This is a genomic window from Streptomyces acidicola (genome assembly GCF_009377235.1).
Classification (GTDB): domain Bacteria; phylum Actinomycetota; class Actinomycetes; order Streptomycetales; family Streptomycetaceae; genus Streptomyces; species Streptomyces acidicola.
The window spans coordinates 50262-66772 of sequence record NZ_VMNX01000004.1 but is presented as its reverse complement, the minus strand read 5'-3'; the positions used below and the strand labels follow the sequence as shown (position 1 = coordinate 66772).

12 protein-coding genes and 1 pseudogene are annotated in these 16511 nt (G+C 68.6%); 7 read left to right on the top strand and 6 right to left on the bottom strand.

Annotated elements, in window-relative coordinates; genetic code table 11:
* The first annotated feature begins 132 nt into the window (after nucleotides 1–132).
* The 4 genes from tkt (at nucleotide 133) to FPZ41_RS02970 (ending at nucleotide 5447) form a co-directional block, all read left to right on the top strand.
* Nucleotides 133–2220, top strand: a complete 2088-nt coding sequence (gene tkt, locus FPZ41_RS02985) for a transketolase (RefSeq protein WP_322619761.1) — start codon at nucleotides 133–135, stop codon at nucleotides 2218–2220.
* 170 nt (nucleotides 2221–2390) lie between these two features.
* A complete protein-coding gene (gene gnd / locus FPZ41_RS02980; protein WP_152858810.1) occupies nucleotides 2391–3425 on the top strand; it encodes a phosphogluconate dehydrogenase (NAD(+)-dependent, decarboxylating) in 1035 nt (344 codons plus the stop codon).
* Nucleotides 3422–4894 carry a glucose-6-phosphate dehydrogenase gene (gene zwf, locus FPZ41_RS02975; RefSeq protein WP_322619760.1) on the top strand — a complete coding sequence of 491 codons (1473 nt, stop codon included), beginning with the start codon at nucleotides 3422–3424 and terminating at the stop codon, nucleotides 4892–4894. Before gnd ends, zwf begins: the two co-directional genes overlap by 4 nt.
* Nucleotides 4887–5447 (top strand): DNA-3-methyladenine glycosylase I, encoded by a 561-nt coding sequence (locus FPZ41_RS02970; protein ID WP_152858805.1) that lies wholly within the window; start codon nucleotides 4887–4889, stop codon nucleotides 5445–5447. The genes zwf and FPZ41_RS02970 overlap by 8 nt, the downstream gene beginning before the upstream one ends.
* A gap of 66 nt (nucleotides 5448–5513) precedes the next feature.
* Here FPZ41_RS02970 and FPZ41_RS02965 read toward each other — a convergent pair whose 3' ends face one another.
* From FPZ41_RS02965 to FPZ41_RS02955, 3 genes are all read right to left on the bottom strand, one after another.
* Nucleotides 5514–5909 carry an HIT family protein gene (locus tag FPZ41_RS02965; protein ID WP_152858803.1) on the bottom strand — a complete coding sequence of 132 codons (396 nt, stop codon included), beginning with the start codon at nucleotides 5907–5909 and terminating at the stop codon, nucleotides 5514–5516.
* A 62-nt stretch (nucleotides 5910–5971) separates the two neighbouring features.
* Complete coding sequence (locus FPZ41_RS02960; RefSeq protein ID WP_322619759.1) at nucleotides 5972–8317, bottom strand: glycoside hydrolase family 65 protein; 2346 nt, start codon at nucleotides 8315–8317, stop codon at nucleotides 5972–5974.
* The gene (locus FPZ41_RS02955) at nucleotides 8314–9057 is read right to left on the bottom strand and encodes an HAD family hydrolase (protein ID WP_152858800.1); all 744 of its coding nucleotides are present in this window, start codon (nucleotides 9055–9057) and stop codon (nucleotides 8314–8316) included. Before FPZ41_RS02955 ends, FPZ41_RS02960 begins: the two co-directional genes overlap by 4 nt.
* Nucleotides 9058–9408: 351 nt before the next feature.
* On the opposite strand from FPZ41_RS02955, the gene FPZ41_RS02950 reads away from it, so the two are divergent.
* Nucleotides 9409–10146, top strand: coding sequence for an SDR family NAD(P)-dependent oxidoreductase (locus tag FPZ41_RS02950; RefSeq protein WP_152858797.1), 738 nt, complete (start codon nucleotides 9409–9411; stop codon nucleotides 10144–10146).
* A gap of 53 nt (nucleotides 10147–10199) precedes the next feature.
* Here the strand turns inward: FPZ41_RS02950 and FPZ41_RS02945 are convergent.
* Nucleotides 10200–10751: pseudogene (locus tag FPZ41_RS02945) on the bottom strand (YciI family protein).
* A 506-nt stretch (nucleotides 10752–11257) separates the two neighbouring features.
* A complete protein-coding gene (locus FPZ41_RS02940) occupies nucleotides 11258–12886 on the bottom strand; it encodes an esterase-like activity of phytase family protein (protein ID WP_152858794.1) in 1629 nt (542 codons plus the stop codon).
* Nucleotides 12887–13206: 320 nt separating this feature from the next.
* Between FPZ41_RS02940 and FPZ41_RS02935 the strand changes: the two genes are divergently transcribed.
* On the top strand, nucleotides 13207–14085 hold the full coding sequence (locus tag FPZ41_RS02935; RefSeq protein WP_152858791.1) for a hypothetical protein: 879 nt from the start codon (nucleotides 13207–13209) through the stop codon (nucleotides 14083–14085).
* A gap of 239 nt (nucleotides 14086–14324) precedes the next feature.
* Here the strand turns inward: FPZ41_RS02935 and FPZ41_RS02930 are convergent, their stop codons facing one another.
* The gene (locus FPZ41_RS02930) at nucleotides 14325–14567 is read right to left on the bottom strand and encodes a hypothetical protein (protein ID WP_152858788.1); all 243 of its coding nucleotides are present in this window, start codon (nucleotides 14565–14567) and stop codon (nucleotides 14325–14327) included.
* 337 nt (nucleotides 14568–14904) lie between these two features.
* On the opposite strand from FPZ41_RS02930, the gene FPZ41_RS02925 reads away from it, so the two are divergent.
* A complete protein-coding gene (locus FPZ41_RS02925; RefSeq protein ID WP_152858785.1) occupies nucleotides 14905–16401 on the top strand; it encodes a CehA/McbA family metallohydrolase domain-containing protein in 1497 nt (498 codons plus the stop codon).
* Nucleotides 16402–16511: the final 110 nt, after the last annotated feature.

Sequence of the window (16511 nt, the reverse complement as noted above, 5' to 3'; positions counted from 1 at the left end):
GACACGCTCGGCCGAGCGCCCCACACCTTGCCTGCCGAGGCGGCTCTTTCCGACACGGTGACCTGCCTCATCACATAGTCGCGGCTCCATTTCACTCTTCTCGGCCAGGCTCCTCGACGCAGCGAGCACACGGTGCAGACATACATCGAGAGCACGGAGGGCGGCGTAGCGATGACCGACCTGGACACACTGTCGGTGAACACGATTCGCGGGCTCTGCATGGACGCGGTCCAGAAGGCGAATTCGGGGCACCCTGGAACTCCCATGGGCATGGCGCCCGTGGCGTACACGCTGTGGCAGCGGTTCCTGCGCTTCGATCCCGCCAATCCCATCTGGCCGAACCGCGACCGTTTCGTGCTCTCCGAGGGCCACGCCTCCACCCTGCTGTGGTCGCTGCTGCACCTGACCGGTGTCCGCTCGGTCGACCCCGCGTACGAGGTGCTGGGCCGTCCGGCGGTGACCCTCGACGATCTCAAGTCCTTCCGGCAGCTCGATTCGCACTGCCCCGGCCACCCCGAGTACCGGTGGACGAGTGGCGTCGAGACGACCACCGGCCCGCTCGGCCAGGGGGTCGCCACCTCCGTCGGTATGGCGATCGCCGGCCAGTGGCTGGCGGCGAGGTTCAACCGTCCCGACTTCACACTCTTCGACTTCGACGTGTACGCGGTCGCCGGCGATGGCGACATGATGGAGGGCATCTCCTCCGAGGCGGCTTCCCTTGCCGGGCATCTGCAGCTGTCCAACCTGTGCTGGATCTACGACTCCAACCGGGTCACCATCGAGGGCCACACCGACATCACCTTCACCGAGGACCCCGCCGCCCGTTTCCTGGCTTACGGCTGGAACGTGACCACCGTTGCCGATGCCAACGACCTCGACCAGGTCAGCCGCGCGTTCCACACCTTCCGGGCCGAGACCGAGCGTCCCACCCTGGTTCTCGTCCACAGCCACATCGGCTACGGCTCGCCGCTGGAGGACTCACCGCAAGCGCATGGAGCGCCGTTCGGGCCGGAGGGGGTCAGGGCCACCAAGCGCGTCCTCGGTATTCCGCCGGACGCCGACTTCCACATACCCGACGGTGTGCCCGACTGGTTCGCCCGGGGCATCGGTGCGCGGGGCGCCGAGTTGCGCACCGACTGGGAGAAGACGTTCGACGCCTACCGCGGCGCACACCCCGATCTCGCCGATGAGGTGGAGCGGATCCAGCGGCGGGAGCTCCCGGACGGCTGGGACGCTGCGCTGCCCGTCTTCCCCGCCGATCCGAAAGGCCTGGCGACCCGCGATTCGTCGGGCCAGGTGCTGGAGGCCGTGGCCAAGGCGGTGCCCTGGGTCCTCGGCGGGTCCGCCGACCTGGCACCGTCGACCAGGACCCGGCTCACGTTCGGCGGAGCGGGCGACTTCCAGCCCGGTGACCGGTCCGGGCGCAATCTGCACCTCGGCATCCGGGAGCATGCGGCTGCCGCCGTCGCCAACGGACTGGCGCTGACGAAGCTCCGCCCGTACTGGTCGGGGTTCCTGATCTTCTCCGACTACGCCAAGGCGGCCATACGCCTCTCGGCGTTGATGGAGATCCCCACCGTGCACATCTTCACCCACGACTCCATCGGAGTCGGCGAGGACGGACCCACTCACCAGCCCGTCGAGCAGCTCGCAGGGCTACGCGCCACGCCCGGGTTGCTGGTCTTCCGCCCCGCCGACGCGAACGAGGTCGTCGAAACGTGGCGGGTGGTCACCGCCCTCCGCCGGGAGCCCGCAGCACTGGTCCTCTCACGCCAGGCGCTTCCCACCCTCGACCGCAGCCGGCTCGCGCCGGCCGGCGGAGTCGCACGAGGCGCCTACGTGCTGGCGGACGCGCCCGCGGGCGAGCCCGACGTGATCCTGCTCGCCACCGGCTCCGAAGTATCGCTGGCCTTGTCCGCGCATGACGAGCTCACCGCCGAGGGGATCGCGTCACGGGTGGTGAGCATGCCGTGCTGGGAGCTGTTCGACCGCCAGCCGCGGGAGTACCGGGATCAGGTGCTGCCGCCGGCGGTGACGGCCAGGGTCGCGGTGGAAGAGGCGTCCACGTTCGGCTGGGACCGGTATGTCGGTGGCGGCGGGGCCGTCGTCGGTATGCACACCTTCGGCGCTTCCGCACCCCTCAGACAGCTGCTCACCAAGTTCGGATTCACTCCCGAACGCGTTTCGGAGGTGGCACACGAACTGGTGGCCGCCGACTGAGGGCGACGACATGAAAGCGACCCGGACCCGCTCTGCGAGCACAGCGTGTTCGCGTACGAAGCGATCTGCCCACGGCGCCGAACCGGACCTCGCGCACGCCTCCCCGACCAACGCCCCCATCCGTCACCGGGCCCTGAGACCCCAGGGCCCCGTCCCCCAGGAGAGCAGCCATGGCCACCGACACTCCCATGCAGCTCGGCATGATCGGGCTCGGCCGGATGGGCGCGAACCTCGTGCGCCGGCTCATGCGCGACGGCCACCGCTGTGTCGTCTACGACGTCAACGAAAGCTCGGTGAGGGAGCTGGAGTCCGAGGGCGCCGTCGCCGCCGGCTCACTCCGTGACCTGGTGGCGAAGCTGGAGCGGCCACGGGTCGTCTGGCTGATGCTGCCCGCCGCCGTCGTACAGCCCACCCTCGACCAGCTGACCGACCTCCTCGCCCCGGACGACGCGATCATCGACGGTGGCAACTCCTACTACCGCGACGACATCACGCGTGCGGCGCAGCTCGCCCCTCGCCGCATTCACTATCTGGACTGCGGAACTTCGGGCGGTGTCTGGGGACTTGAGCGCGGCTACTGCCTCATGATCGGCGGCGAGCCCGAGTCCGTCGCCCGGCTCGATCCCCTCTTCCGGACCATCGCGCCCGGCGCCGGATCCGCCGAGCCGACACCGAGCAGACACGCCGACGGGACAGCGCCGGACGGCTATCTGCACTGCGGTCCGAGTGGGGCCGGGCACTTCGTGAAGATGGTCCACAACGGGGTCGAGTACGGGATGATGGCCGCGATCGCCGAGGGACTCAGCATCATCGAGCACGCGGACGCCGGGCTTCGCAAGCGCACCGCCGACGCGGAGACCGCCCCGCTGCGCGAGCCGGAGGCCTACCAGTACGAGATCGATGCCGGCGAGGTCGCCGAAGTATGGCGCCGCGGCTCGGTCGTGGGCTCCTGGCTCGTCGACCTCACCGCCGACGCACTGGCCCGGTCACCGAAGCTGGAGGAGTTCACCGGGCGCGTCTCGGACTCCGGCGAAGGCCGATGGACGGTACTGGCGGCAGTCGAGGAAGGCGTACCCGCCGCTGTGATCAGCACGGCGCTCACCGACCGGTTCCAGTCCCGGGGCCTTGGGGAGTTCGCCGACAGGGTGCTGTCCGCCATGCGCAGTGAGTTCGGCGGACACGCGGAGAAGAGGAGTCGGCCGTGACACGCCCGGACAACCATGTGATCGTGCTCTTCGGCGCCACCGGTGACCTCGCCAAGCGCAAGCTGCTCCCTGGGCTGTTCCACCTCGCCAGGGCAGGCCTCCTCCCGGACGGCTACCGCATCGTGGGCTCGTCCCGCAGTCGGCCCTCGCTGAGCGACGACGCGTTCCGCAAACACGCACAGGACGCGGTCGCCACCTTCGGGCGGTGCGAGCCGTCCGGGCCGGCGTGGCAGACCTTCGAGGAATCCCTGTCCTTCGGCGCGGCGGACGCCCAGGATCCCGGCCCGTTGCTCGCGGCCGTACGGTCGGCCGAGGACTCCCTCGGCGGGCGGCCACGCAGACTGTTCCATCTGGCCATTCCGCCCTCGGCGTTCGCATCCTTCATCGGAATGCTCGGCGACACGGGCCTGGCGGAGAACTCGAAAGTGATCGTGGAGAAACCCTTCGGCACCGATCTCGCTTCAGCACAAGCGCTCAACGAGACGATCCACACCGTCTTCGACGAGTCCCGGATCTTCCGCATCGATCACTTCCTCGGCAAGGAGTCGGTGGACAACATCCTCGCCCTCCGCTTCGCCAACGGCTTGCTCGAACCCATCTGGAACCGGGACCACATCAGCCATGTGCAGATCGACGTGCCCGAGACACTCGGTCTCGAAGGCCGCGGCCACTTCTACGAAGGCACCGGAGCCTTCCGGGACATGATCGTCACGCATCTGATCCAAGTACTCGGCATCGTGGCGATGGAACCACCGGTCTCGCTCGCCGCCCAGCCGCTGCGCGACGAGAAGACCAAGGTCTTCGAGGCACTGCGCCCCATCGAACCCGGGCACGTCGTACGCGGCCAGTACGAGGGCTACCGTGGCGAACCGGATGTCGCCCCCGATTCGCCGACCGAGACGTTCATCGCGCTGCGGCTGGAGGTGGACAACTGGCGGTGGGCGGGAGTGCCGTTCTACCTGCGCTCCGGCAAGAACCTCGCACAGCAGCGCGAGGTCATCACCCTCGGCCTGCGCGAGCCGCCCCTGAGGATGTTCCGTACCGATCTGCGCCGGCAGGAGGAGGACCAGGGCAACAAGCTGGTGATCGACTTCGGGGACCCCGGTTGGATCGCCGCCCGGTTCCTCGCGAAAGAGCCCGGCCCCGCCATGCAGCTCACACCGGCATCGATGACCTTCCGCTACGCCCGATCCTTCTGCCAGGACAACGGCCTCGAAGGCTACGAACGGCTGATTCTCGACGCCCTGCTGGGCGACCAGGCGCTGTTCACCGCGGCGGACGGCATCGAGCGCATCTGGCAGGCCTCGACCCCTCTCCTGGAGAACCCACCTCCGCTACATCCGTACGCCCCCGGCACGTGGGGCCCCGACCCGGCCGTCAACGAACTCATCGAGCCCCACCAGTGGTATCTGCCGGCCGTTGGCGAGGATGCCATCGATCGGCCCGCCGGTGGGTCGCCTCATGGGTGACCCCCGCTGCCCCTGGGCACTGGGCTCCGACCTGATGGCGGCGTACCACGACAGGGAGTGGGGTCGTCCCGCGCACGACGATCAGTACCTGTTCGAGATGCTGCTCCTGGAAAGCGCGCAGGCGGGGCTGTCCTGGTCGACCGTGCTGAGCAAGCGCGAGAACTACCGGCGCGCCCTCGACGGGTTCGATCCCAGGAAAATCGCGTCCTACGACCAGCCAAAGCTCGACGAACTCCTGGCGAACGACGGAATCATCCGCAATCGCCTGAAGATCGCATCAGCCGTGAGAAACGCCCACGCCTTCCTTCAGGCAAAGGAAGCCTTCGGTTCCTTCGACACCTACCTGTGGAACTGGGTGGAGGGGAAACCAGTCGTGCATCACCCGACGCCCGGTGATCCGCCGCCCGCGAGCACCGACCTCTCCGACCGCATCAGCAAGGACCTCAAGCGCCGCGGTTTCACCTTCGTGGGCACCTCGATCGTCTACGCGTACCTTCAAGCAGTGGGAGTTGTCGACGACCACGTCGACGGCTGCCCCGCGAAGTCGAGTTGATACGCACGCAACGGCCGGCGACGGCTTGGCGCATTGCGGTGTGGCGGAGCCGGGGCGGTCCCGGTCTCACTCAAGGGCGGCAACGAGGCGCGCCCGGGCTTCGTCCAGCTCCGATGCCGGCACGTCGCTGTGCGCACGGCGGAAGTCGAAGTCGTCCAGTCCCCACGCCGGAAAGACATGCAAGTGACAGTGCGGGACTTCAAAACCGGCCACCACCAGACCGGCGCGAGGCGCGTCGAAGGCGCGCCGGACCGCGGCGCCGATCCTGGCGCCGACGGTCATCAGGTGGCCCATCAGGTCGGGGTCGATCGTTGTCCAGTCGTCGACCTCTTCGCGCGGAACCACGAGGGTGTGCCCCGTGGTGACCGGAGCGATGGTCAGGAAGGCGACCGCTCGGTCATCGGTCCAGACGAACCGGCCGGGCAGCTCGCCGTTTATGATCTTGGTGAAGAGCGTGGGCATGATGACATTGTGGCGCGTGCCGGGCCACGTGGATCACAGGGTTCAACTGAGCCGACGGTGGCTCAGTGGCGTGGTACGGGTTGCCTGCCCGGCGGTTGTGCGGGCTCGGGGAGAGCGGTCGGCCACTCGACGGGACGGGTCTGCGGGGCTCCTTTGGAGAGGTCGATCAGTTCACCGCCGTGGCTGATCTGTACGGGTTCGCCCTCCACCACCGTGTAGGTGACGTGTGAACGGGTGACGTCGATCCGCAGGCAGCGTTGCCGGAACCGCAGGGAGAACGCCAGCCGGCTGAGCTGTTCGGGAAGCCTGGGGGCGAAGTACGGGATGTCCCCGTGGTCGCGCATGCCGCCGAAGCCTGCGACCAGACCGAACCAGGTCCCTGCGAGGGAGGCGATGTGCAGGCCGTCGCGGGTGTTCCTCTCCAGGTCCTCCAGGTCCATCAGCGCGGCCTCCCCCAGATAGTCGTAGGCCAGACGCAGGTGGCCCACGTCGGCGGCCAGAACACACTGGACGCAGGCCGACAGCGAGGAGTCCCGGACGGTCAGCGGTTCGTAGTAGGAGAAGTTCCGCGCCTTCTGGTCCTCTTCGAAGGCATCACCGCACAGGAGCATCGCCAGGACCAGGTCCGCTTGTTTGACCACCTGCTTCCTGTACAGGTCGAAATAGGGGAAGTGCAGCATCAGGGGGTACCGCTCGGGCGGCGTGCCCTTGAAATCCCACATGTCGAGACGGGTGTAGCCCGCCGACTGCTCGTGGACTCCCAGGGCGCGGTTGTAGGGCACGGACATCGCCTTGGCCGCTTCACGCCAGGCCGCGGTCTCCGCCTCGTCGACGCCGAGTTCTGCGGCCTGCGCCGCGTGGCGCCCGGCCGCGTCGGCGGCGGCCCGCAGATTCACCCGGGCCATGAGGTTGGTGTAGGCGTTGTCGTTGGCGAGCGCGCTGTACTCGTCGGGGCCGGTGACGCCGTCGATGTGGAAGCGGCCCCCGGAGTCTTGGTGGCCGAGGGAGTGCCACAGCCGGGCGGTCTCCACCAGGAGTTCCAGACCGGTCCGCCGTTCGAAGTCCTCGTCGCCGGTGACCCGGACGTAGCGCACGACGGCTGCGGCGATGTCGGCGTTGATGTGGAACGCCGCGGTGCCGGCCGGCCAGTACCCGGAGCATTCCGCTCCCTCGATCGTCCGCCACGGGAAGGCCGCGCCCCGCAGTCCGAGCTGGCGGGCGCGGTCACGCGCCGCCGGCAGGGTGGTCTGCCGCCAGCCCAGAGCCTCGGCGACGCAGTTCGGCGAGGTGTACGTGAGTACCGGCAGGACGAACGTCTCGGTGTCCCAGAAGGCGTGTCCGTCGTATCCGGAGCCGGTGAGGCCCTTGGCCGGGATCGCCCGGTGCTCGGCCCGGGCACCGGCCTGCAGGACGTGGAAGACGGCGAAGCGGACGGCTTGCTGGATCTCGGCATCGCCTTCGACCTCGATGTCGGCGTACCGCCAGAAGCCGTCGAGAAACTCTCGCTGCTGGTCGACCAGGCCCTGCCAGCCGGTGCTGCGGGCACCGGCGAGCGCGGCCTCGACCTGGTCCCGGACCGCCGGCAGCGATCGCTCCGCCGACCAGCCGTAAGAGACGAACTTCTCGATGCGCAGTGTCTCGCCGGGGTCCAGGACAGCGGTGACGGTGACACGGCCCACGTCGTGCGCGCTCTCACCGGACGTCTGGGTGGATCCGGGGCCACGCACCACATGGTCGGCCGCGGCCGCGACACGCTGATGACTGCGTTCCGTGTGGTGCACCAGGCGCAACCGCGTGTCGTGCGCGTAGTGCTCCTCGGGCCGCAGGGGCGACTCCAGGGCAGCGGCCGTCCGGGGATCGCCGGTGAGCGGGGGCAGTTGCTCGTTGGCGACGAGTTCCGACTGGACCACCACGTTCGTCCGGGCGTCCAGTGGCTCCACTTCGTACGCGATGGCCGCGATGGCCCGATGGGTGAAGGAGACCAGCCGGGTGGAGTGCACACGTACCGTCCTGCCGACCGGCGATGTCCACTCGCAGACGCGGTGGAGCAGTCCGCTGCGCAGGTCGAGCACGCGCTCATGGGAACGCAACTGTCCGTAGCGCAGGTCGAACGGTTCGTCGTCGACCAGCAGCCGGATGACCTTGCCGTTGGTCACGTTGATCACCGTCTGGTCGGATTCCGGGAATCCATAGCCCGCTTCCGCGTACGGCATCGGATGCTGCTCGTACACGCCGTTGAGGTAGCTGCCTGGCAGGCCGTGCGGCTCGCCCTCGTCGAGGTTGCCGCGCCAGCCGACATGTCCGTTGGACAGGGAGAAGACGGATTCGCTCTGGGCCAGCACGTCGAGGTTCAGTTCGGTCTCGCGCAGGCACCATGGCTCGACGGCGTAGGCGGGGTGGCTGATCACGTCCCGCTCCCCAACAGCTCGGAGAGGTCCGACACCACGATGTCGGCGCCGTGCCGGCGCAGCGCGTCCGCCTGGCCGACGCGGTCGACGCCCACCACGGCCCCGAAGCCACCGGACCGTCCTGCGTCCATACCGGCCAGGGCGTCCTCGAACACGGCCGCAGCCCCGGGTTCGGCCCCCAGGTCGTGCGCGGCTTCCAGGAAGGTGTCCGGGTGCGGCTTGCCAGGGAGCCCGCGCTCAACCGCGACTCGGCCGTCGATCCGCACGTCGAAACGGTCTTCCATGCCGGCGGAGATCAGGATTTCACGGCAGTTGGCGCTGGAGGAGACGACGGCCGTGCCGAGCCCGGCTGCCCGTACGGCATCGACATAGCGGACCGACCCCGGATACGGCTCGACACCTTGCGTGCGGATCTTCTCCAGAAACAACGCGTTCTTGCGGTTGCCGAGCCCGCGCACCGTTTCCGCCTCCGGTGGATCGTCATCCTTTCCCTCCGGCAGCTCGATTCCGCGGGAGGCCAGGAAAACACGCACCCCGTCGACGCGGGGACGCCCGTCGACGTACCGCTCATAGTCGGCCGTCGCGTCGAAGGGACGGAAGTCGGGCCCCTCCCGCCGCCGCAGGAAGCCGTCGAAGGCTTCCTTCCACGCGGCGGCATGCACGACTGCGGTCTCGGTCAGTACGCCGTCGAGATCGAACAGACACACTCGGACTCTGTCCGGAAGGCCCATCTTTGTCATATTTGACCGACTACCCGCGCCGCTCTTCCCCATTCACGCCGACGCCGGGGGGAGGCGCGGGGCCGACTCTGGTCGCACCGGGTGCGGGGGCTACTGCTCCGTTCGGCCGACCGCACGAGCTGCTTGGCAGGAGCGCCTGGAGCACGCTGATACAAAGCACCGTGCAACTCGGTATCAATCACTCGACGAGCCGCCGTGCCGGAGCGGCGACGACGGCGACCCCGTCATGGCGAGCACATCATGGGGACCGCGCAGCAAGGCCGAGCCTGGGCTTCGAGATGTCGATCTCGTCAGTAACGAAAGGATCCGGTCATGACATCTTCACCTGCACCCGCATCTGCATCTGCCTCCATGCAGGGAAAGGTCGCGCTCGTGACCGGGGCAACCAGCGGCATCGGCGCGGCCGTGGCAGAGGCCCTGGGCAGGCGCGGCGCGCGTGTGCTGGTGGCCGGCCGCGACGCCGCTCGCGGTGACGCCGTCGTAGGGGCGATCAGGGAGCGCGGTGGGGAGGCGGACTTCGTGGGCGCCGAGCTGGGTGATGTCCAGGCAGTACGACGGCTCGCCCATGACGCCCTGGAACTGGGCGGCGGCCGCGTCGACGTTGTGGTCAACAACGCCGGGATCTACCCCTTCGGACCGACGGACGACACGGAGGAGAGCCTTTTCGACGCGGTGTACGCGCTCAACGTCAAGGCCCCGTTCTACCTGGTGGCCGAACTCGCCCCGGGGATGGCCGACCGCGGCAGCGGAGTGATCGTGAACGTGAGCACCATCGCGGCCGCGCTCGGGTTCCCCGGCATGGCGCTGTACGGGTCGAGCAAGGCGGCACTGAACCTGCTGACGAAGGCGTGGGCAGCCGAGTACGGCCCGCGGGGAGTACGGGTCAACGCCGTACAGGTCGGTCCCACGCTGACCGAGACCACCGCTCAGGCCGAGGAGGACCTGCAGAGCCTGGCCGCCAAGGCGCCTGCCGGACGGCCGGCATCCGTCGCCGAGGTCGCGGCGGCGATCGTGTACCTGGCCGACGACGAGGCGAGCTTCGTGCAGGGCGCGGTCCTGCCCGTCGACGGCGGTCGCACCGCCGTCTGACGGCACGCCTCAGCCCGCCGGTTTCGACGGTGACGTCGGCCAGACGTCCTCGGTCATGACGGCCGCCCGCCGAACTGCCAGTTGTGCACCTCAAGTTCGGCGTACCCGTCCGGGGTGAGGATGGCGCGTGCCGTGTCCGGGTCCGGCGCCCGTACCAACGCCGCCGTGCCCAGCCAGATGGCGCCGTCGTCGGACAGCAGCGGCCCGTAGGCGATCAGCTCGTCCCGGTCGGGCGGCACCTCAAGGTCCGCTGCCTGCCCCGCGCCTAGGCCGAGCATCAGGTACCGGTTGCCGCCGGTCCGGCCGCCGGGGAAGTCCCACATGGTGTGCCCCAGCATGTTGCGCCACCGTCACAGCAGCACGTCCCGGTAGACGCCGGCCTGATAGTTCGGCTCGTCGAAGGCGAAGGTGCGGGCCGCGGCGGGATCGGGCAGGTCGACGATGTGCACGCTTCCGGTGGGTGTCTCGCTGTCGGCGGCGAGGGTCGGCCCCCGGGCGATCATCTCCTTCGCGTACCGGTCCATGTAGGCCCAATGCTCTGCGAGCAGCTCGTAGCGCAGCGGCAGGGAGTCGGTCCGGTCGCGGTGGTAGCAGAGGAACTCCATACCCAAGGATCTCTTCACGGGGGTAACGAGGTCGAGCGGGTTTCACTGCGATGGCTGCTTGACGGCGTGCTTCACGCCTGCCGCAGCAGCTCATCAAGGCTCGTCACAGACGCCTCCTGATTCGGGTCGGCTGGAGCGCATGGTCCCAAGCCGGCCCCGGACGGGGAACCCTGATCACCGTGGGCGGTCGACCGGTGAGCGCCCGACGGCCTCGCCCCCTGCGGGAGCCTCGCCGTCTCCGGGGGCCTCGCCGTCTCCGGGGGCCTTGGTGTCGGCAGTGCGAGTGCCCTGTCATGCAGGTCGGACGGTAATCGGCCCGGTCGCTCCTCGGAGCGTTCCGGGCCGTTTACGCGCTTTGCCGGGCCTCGTGGTGACTCGATGTGACCCTCCGCGGCGGGTGGATCACCCCGATCGCGCTCTCAGCCGGAGGCTCTGGGAGGACCGGCGCTGGCGCCAGGCCGGGACGTGTGGGAGCCGCCGTCCTCAGCCGCTGCTGCGGGGCGTCGTCACCGTACCTGGATGGTGACCTTGGCCGTGCTGGTCGCGGCCGGCAGCCTGGTGGTGTCCACAGCCAGGAACGCGCCGTCGTCCTGTCGGCCGTCGGGCAGGGTCTTGCGGTGCAGGGTGTAGGGCGCCGTGTCGTTGGTGACACCATCGATGCCGAAGTCGTTGTCATTGCTGATGACGACCGTACGGCCGCCGTCGGTGGTGGCGACGCCCTCGATCTTGTCGTGGCCGAAGAAACCGCCGGCCGGGTCGAGACCGGTGACCAGGGCTCCCAGGTCCAGGTACGTGGTCTTGGTGACCGGGGTGATGCCGGCTGTCTTCAGGGCAGCCTGGGCCGTGGCGGTGTCGCCCTCGCCGACGTACGCCTCGATCGTCCGGCGGTCCTGGCCGACGAGCAGCCCGCCCTTGGATCCGTCGTACGTGCTCCCCTGTACGTTGGCCGAGGGCCCCACATCGGTCGCGCCGCTGATGTCGATCTTGAACAGCTTCTTGTACCCGCCGGGCTGCATGTTGCCGTCCCGCTCGTCGACCAGGAAGGTCGTGTCGCTGAGCGCGGTGATCTCGCTGACCGCCCCGACGTTCGTCTTGGGGTTGTCGAGCAGGTAGACGTACTCGTGCGTGGCATGGGTGCGCAGGTTGTACGTCACGATGCGCAGCGCGGTGACGTTCTTGGCCTTGACACCGGCGGGCAGACTGGGCTGCTGGAGCGCGGACTGCATCATGCCGACGAGCGTGCTGCCGTCAGGGGTGATGGTCAGGCCCTCCATGCCCCTGTTCGGCATCCGGTTGGCCAGTTCGGCCGGGAGCGAGCCGTCGAAGGGCGACAGGCGCTCGATCGCCCGGCCGTCGGCGGCGAAGTGCGTGATGTACGGCCCGTACTCGTCGGACACCCAGAAGGTGCCGTCGCGCAGGGCGACCAGGCCCTCGGGGTCGTAGCCGTACGGCGACGCCGGCAGCGCATTGCCGGCGAGGTCGATCAGGGATTCGCCCGTGTTCGCCTCGGTGCTGACATGCCCGTTGTACGGGGTGCCGTCGGCGGCGCGCAGCGGGATCGTCTTGACGACCTCCGCCTTGGTGCCGACCATGCGGATCTTGGCGATCGTCGGGGTGAAGTCCGGCAACGGCAGGACCTTCTTGCCGTCGGGGCTGTCCACGTTGGGGCCGCGGTCGGTGAGCCCGTAGAACTCGTTCTTCGAGCCGGGCACCGGGTACAGCGACGATCCGTACGCCCCGCCCGCCACCTTCACCCCGTCGATCGTGGCGAGCGGCGGAAGATGGGTCTGGTACAGCCGGACGGCGTCGCTGACTGTGTAGTCGAAGCTGTCGGTGCCCTTGAAACCGGGGTCCGGGGTGTAGCTGAACGAGCCGTCCTGATGCACGGTCAGGGAACCGTGCGCGGTCCTCGTGTGCGAGACGAGGGTCGCCGGCTTGCCGCTGTCGTTGCCCAGGAAACCCTGCCCGCGCACGGTCAGGGTCCGGCCCGCGTGGGCGGCGTAGGTGTCGGCGCGTGCCACGAGCGTGTGTTCTCCGCCGTGGTGGGCCGTCTCCACGGCACCCGCCAAGTTGCTGCCGACCATCGCCAGCACCACAGCGGTGGCCGCGGCAGTCGCCATTCTCAGACGAGACATGTGTTCCTCCTGGTCCGTGCGTCTGTCCGTGCGTCTCCTTGCGGGACGCACGACTGGCGAGTTTCGCGAGCCCACATGTCCTGTGCGGCAAAGGGGACTTGCGGGCACCCGCTGATCAAGTGACGCGGAGTTGACCAACGGGTGGAGCACTCGTCGTGCGGGACTGAACGGGCATCAGTTGTGTGTGAGCGGCGTCCGGCGCCGCGGAGGCGGTCGGCGGCGGTGAGACGGGCGCCGCGTTCTCTCCCCGACATCCCGGGTTCAGGAGGTCCTCTCCAGCCGCTCGCCTGATGACCACTCACCGAGCACACGATCTTGGCATGAACATAACCGCTTCGCGGGCCCGTCGCCTGCGCACCTCGTCGGCGATCGCCCTGGCCGCTTCCTTCACCGTCGCTGTCACCGTGCTCGCCCCCGCGCCGACGGCGTTCGCCGCGTCCAACGCTGTGCCGACGTACGAAGTCAAGATCAACCTGACCACTGCCGCGCTCGACTCGTCGCACAACCCGACGTCGGCCGTGAAATCGGCCTTCGGCATCACTGGCTCTGCCAAGGTGCGGTCGTACGAATACTTCGACACCGACGCACTCGACCTCAACGCCGAGGGCTGGAGCGTCCGCCTCCGCCACAAGTCGGGCTCGTCCTTCGAGGAGACCTACAAGAAGCGGTTCCCCGTGGTCAACGGCGACATCAACGCCGCCCTGGACGAGGCGAATGACGCGGGGTTCGACAGCAGCGACACCAACTACGACGCCGAGGTGGACTGGGGCTACGCCAAGCAGACCCTCAGCTTCTCCAACGAGAAGAGCCACAGCGCCAGCGGTTACTCCGGCACCTCGATGCCGCCGAGCAGCACCGGCCGCAACTGGCTGGTCAACGACACCCCCGGCAAGCTCGACGACTGGCTCTACAACAACTGGGGTTCGGACACGCTCAAGGCCTCACGCGCCCACGGCCCGGTGACCTCGCAGGTCTGGTCGGGCGCGTGGAAGTCCTCGGACGACGCCAGCATCGAGGTCCTTCCTGTCGTGAACGCGAGCGGGACCGGCACCGAGTACGTCATCGAGTTGTCCTTCAAGACCGACAAATACAACGACGCCGCCCAACTGCACAGCGACGCCATCGCGGTCGCCGAGGCACGCGGCTGGCTGTATCGCGGCGACATCCTCAAGACCCAGCTGATCCTGGACCGTTACTGATCGGCTGTGCCGGTTGCCTTCGTCCCCGGCACAGCAGTAGCGGGCGTGCGTCCGCAGTAGGGGTCCTGTGTCCAACTGACTGACGTGCGGCCCAGGGGTTCGGCCGTACGCCAGCCGGTCAGCCCCGCTGCGGGCAGCGGGAGCGGGTGACGTCGGCTGGTCGGCTGACGTTGTCTCAGCGCCGGCAAGTGAAGCAGGAAGGGGGCCAGTCCGCGAGGGCTGGCCCCCCTCTCCTGTGATCAGCCGGTCAGAGGCTGCCACCGGTCTTCCCGCGCGGGGTCGATGCCGCTGAGCCACACCAGGGTCCCACCGATCAGGCCGGGCTTGTCCCGTGTGGCCAGGGCCGGGGCGTCGAGCACCGTCGGGCTTCCACACGGTAAGCCGCTCGCCTTCGGGGTGGTCGGCGTTAGGGTGTCCTGGTTGGTCTGGGCCTGGGAGTTCATCTTCAGCCGGTAGACGGCTGCCACTGCGTCCGGGGTCATCAGAGCTGGGTTCCCGGCAGGCATCCCCAGCCGTTGGTCCCGTCGTCGCCGGCTGTCCTGGTGGGCCTGGTGCCCGACCGGCGACTCCGTGTACCGCTGCGCCGGGTCGTGCCGTCGATGTGCACATCCAGGCGGCGCGCTGCTGTGCGCCATCGGACGTGCGGGCCATCACGGCCTTGTGGAGCGGGGCGTACGACTGGGCCCGCTTGCCCGGCCTCGCGGCCATGGCCTTTGTTGTTTGTCGCGACTCCGCTCCGCGTTCACGCCGCATTCGGTTCCTCGTTCGAGGCTCAACGACGGTAGTCCCCACCCCAGTTGACTGAAGGGCCTAAGGCTGATGGACAAGGGTTTCGACGGTTCCGAGGGCGCGGCGATCTCGCGCCGCCGGTTGGTCAAGTACGCCGGCGCCGGGGCGACGCTGGCAGCGGCAAGCCCGTTGGTGGGCGGTGGCCCCGCGGCGGCGGCCGACGATGCCGAGCGCACGAACGGCAGCTCCAGCTCTCGTGGCAGGGTGTGGCGCGCCGGCGACCACCATGTGCACTCGGAATACAGCGGCACGTTCGACACGACGACGAATCCGCCGACGTTCCAGAAGGGCGGGGACGCCGTCTACCCGATCGTCACCAATGCGATCATGGCCAAGCACTTCGGTCTGACCTGGGTGATGTGCACCGACCACGGCGGACCGACGCACTCCAAGGTGAACCTTGAGCAGGCCTACCCCGACCTCCTGCGCTCACGCGTCCTGGTACCGGAGGTCCTTCAGTTCTGGGGAATGGAGTTCGACGCGCCCGCCCTGGACCACCACACGCTGATGATCCCTCACCACCGTGACGAGGCCCAGCAGCTCTTCGAACTGGAGAGCCGCTTCGCCAAGCGCGACGCCTTCCCCAACGATCCGGGCCGTGACACCGAGGCCAAGATGATCGAGTTCCTGAAGGCCGCGAAGGACATGAGACGCAAGCCGCTGGTCATCGCACACCATGCCTCGCGTTCCGCGACGGGGCTGGGCGTGTACGGGCAGGACACTCCCCGGGAGTTCCGCAACGGCAACAACGTCGCACCGGACATCTACGTCGGTTTCGAGGGGGCTCCCGGTCACCAGGCGGGCCCGCTCATCGGCGAGGCACGCGGGGGTTACGGCAGCTACCCCACCCACGGTGGCTTCGACCAGATGACGGCTCGCGTCGGTGGCCTGTGGGACGCGCTGCTCGGCGAGGGTCGGCGCTGGTGGATCACCGCGACCTCGGATTCGCACGTGCACTGGACGCGCGGCGGCTCCGACTTCTGGCCCGGTGAGTACAGCAAGACCCATGTGCTGGCCCGGCAGGACTACGCCGACATCATGGACGGGCTCCGCAACGGGCGCGTGTGGGTCGGTACAGGGGACCTGATCACCAGCCTCGACCTCACGGCGAGCAACCAGGACCGGGAAGCAGCCATGGGCGAGACGCTCACCGTCAGTGCCCGCAACCGCACCGATGTCGACATAGAGATCAAGTTCCGGCCGCTGGACGGCAAGAACGCCAACGGAGACCGTCCGGAAGTCACGCGCGTCGACCTGATCGTCGGCGGTATCACCGGCCCGAGCGCCGACCTCGACGCGGACACCAACCCCACTACGAAGGTGGTGGCGAGGTTCGGCCCGCGCGACTGGCGCAAGCAGGGCAAGGACTACGTGATCCGCTACACCCTGCGCAATGTGGAAGGTGACCTCTACGCGCGCGTGCGCGGCACGAGCACCGACGAGATCGAGCCGCTCGCCGACGGGCTGGAAAACCCCTGGGACGATCTGTGGTTCTACTCCAACCCCGTCTTCGTCCACGTCCGCTAGTCAGGATCGGGAACGGGAACAGGGGGCTGGGCACGGAGCGACAACCGCCACGCGAGTCCCCCTGTTCAGCGGGTGCGTACGTCCAGCGCCCAGAAGGCCTTCCGTGGGAA

What these genes read in the sequence shown, in the direction of transcription:
- FPZ41_RS02925 (WP_152858785.1), top strand. Translation starts at nt 14,905, where the DNA reads ATGGACAAGGGTTTCGACGGTTCCGAGGGCGCGGCGATCTCGCGCCGC.
- FPZ41_RS02965 (WP_152858803.1), bottom strand. Translation starts at nt 5,909, where the DNA reads ATGCCCACGCTCTTCACCAAGATCATAAACGGCGAGCTGCCCGGCCGG.
- FPZ41_RS02950 (WP_152858797.1), top strand. Translation starts at nt 9,409, where the DNA reads ATGCAGGGAAAGGTCGCGCTCGTGACCGGGGCAACCAGCGGCATCGGC.
- FPZ41_RS02935 (WP_152858791.1), top strand. Translation starts at nt 13,207, where the DNA reads ATGAACATAACCGCTTCGCGGGCCCGTCGCCTGCGCACCTCGTCGGCG.
- FPZ41_RS02970 (WP_152858805.1), top strand. Translation starts at nt 4,887, where the DNA reads ATGGGTGACCCCCGCTGCCCCTGGGCACTGGGCTCCGACCTGATGGCG.
- gnd (WP_152858810.1), top strand. Translation starts at nt 2,391, where the DNA reads ATGGCCACCGACACTCCCATGCAGCTCGGCATGATCGGGCTCGGCCGG.
- FPZ41_RS02940 (WP_152858794.1), bottom strand. Translation starts at nt 12,886, where the DNA reads ATGTCTCGTCTGAGAATGGCGACTGCCGCGGCCACCGCTGTGGTGCTG.
- FPZ41_RS02930 (WP_152858788.1), bottom strand. Translation starts at nt 14,567, where the DNA reads ATGACCCCGGACGCAGTGGCAGCCGTCTACCGGCTGAAGATGAACTCC.
- FPZ41_RS02955 (WP_152858800.1), bottom strand. Translation starts at nt 9,057, where the DNA reads ATGACAAAGATGGGCCTTCCGGACAGAGTCCGAGTGTGTCTGTTCGAT.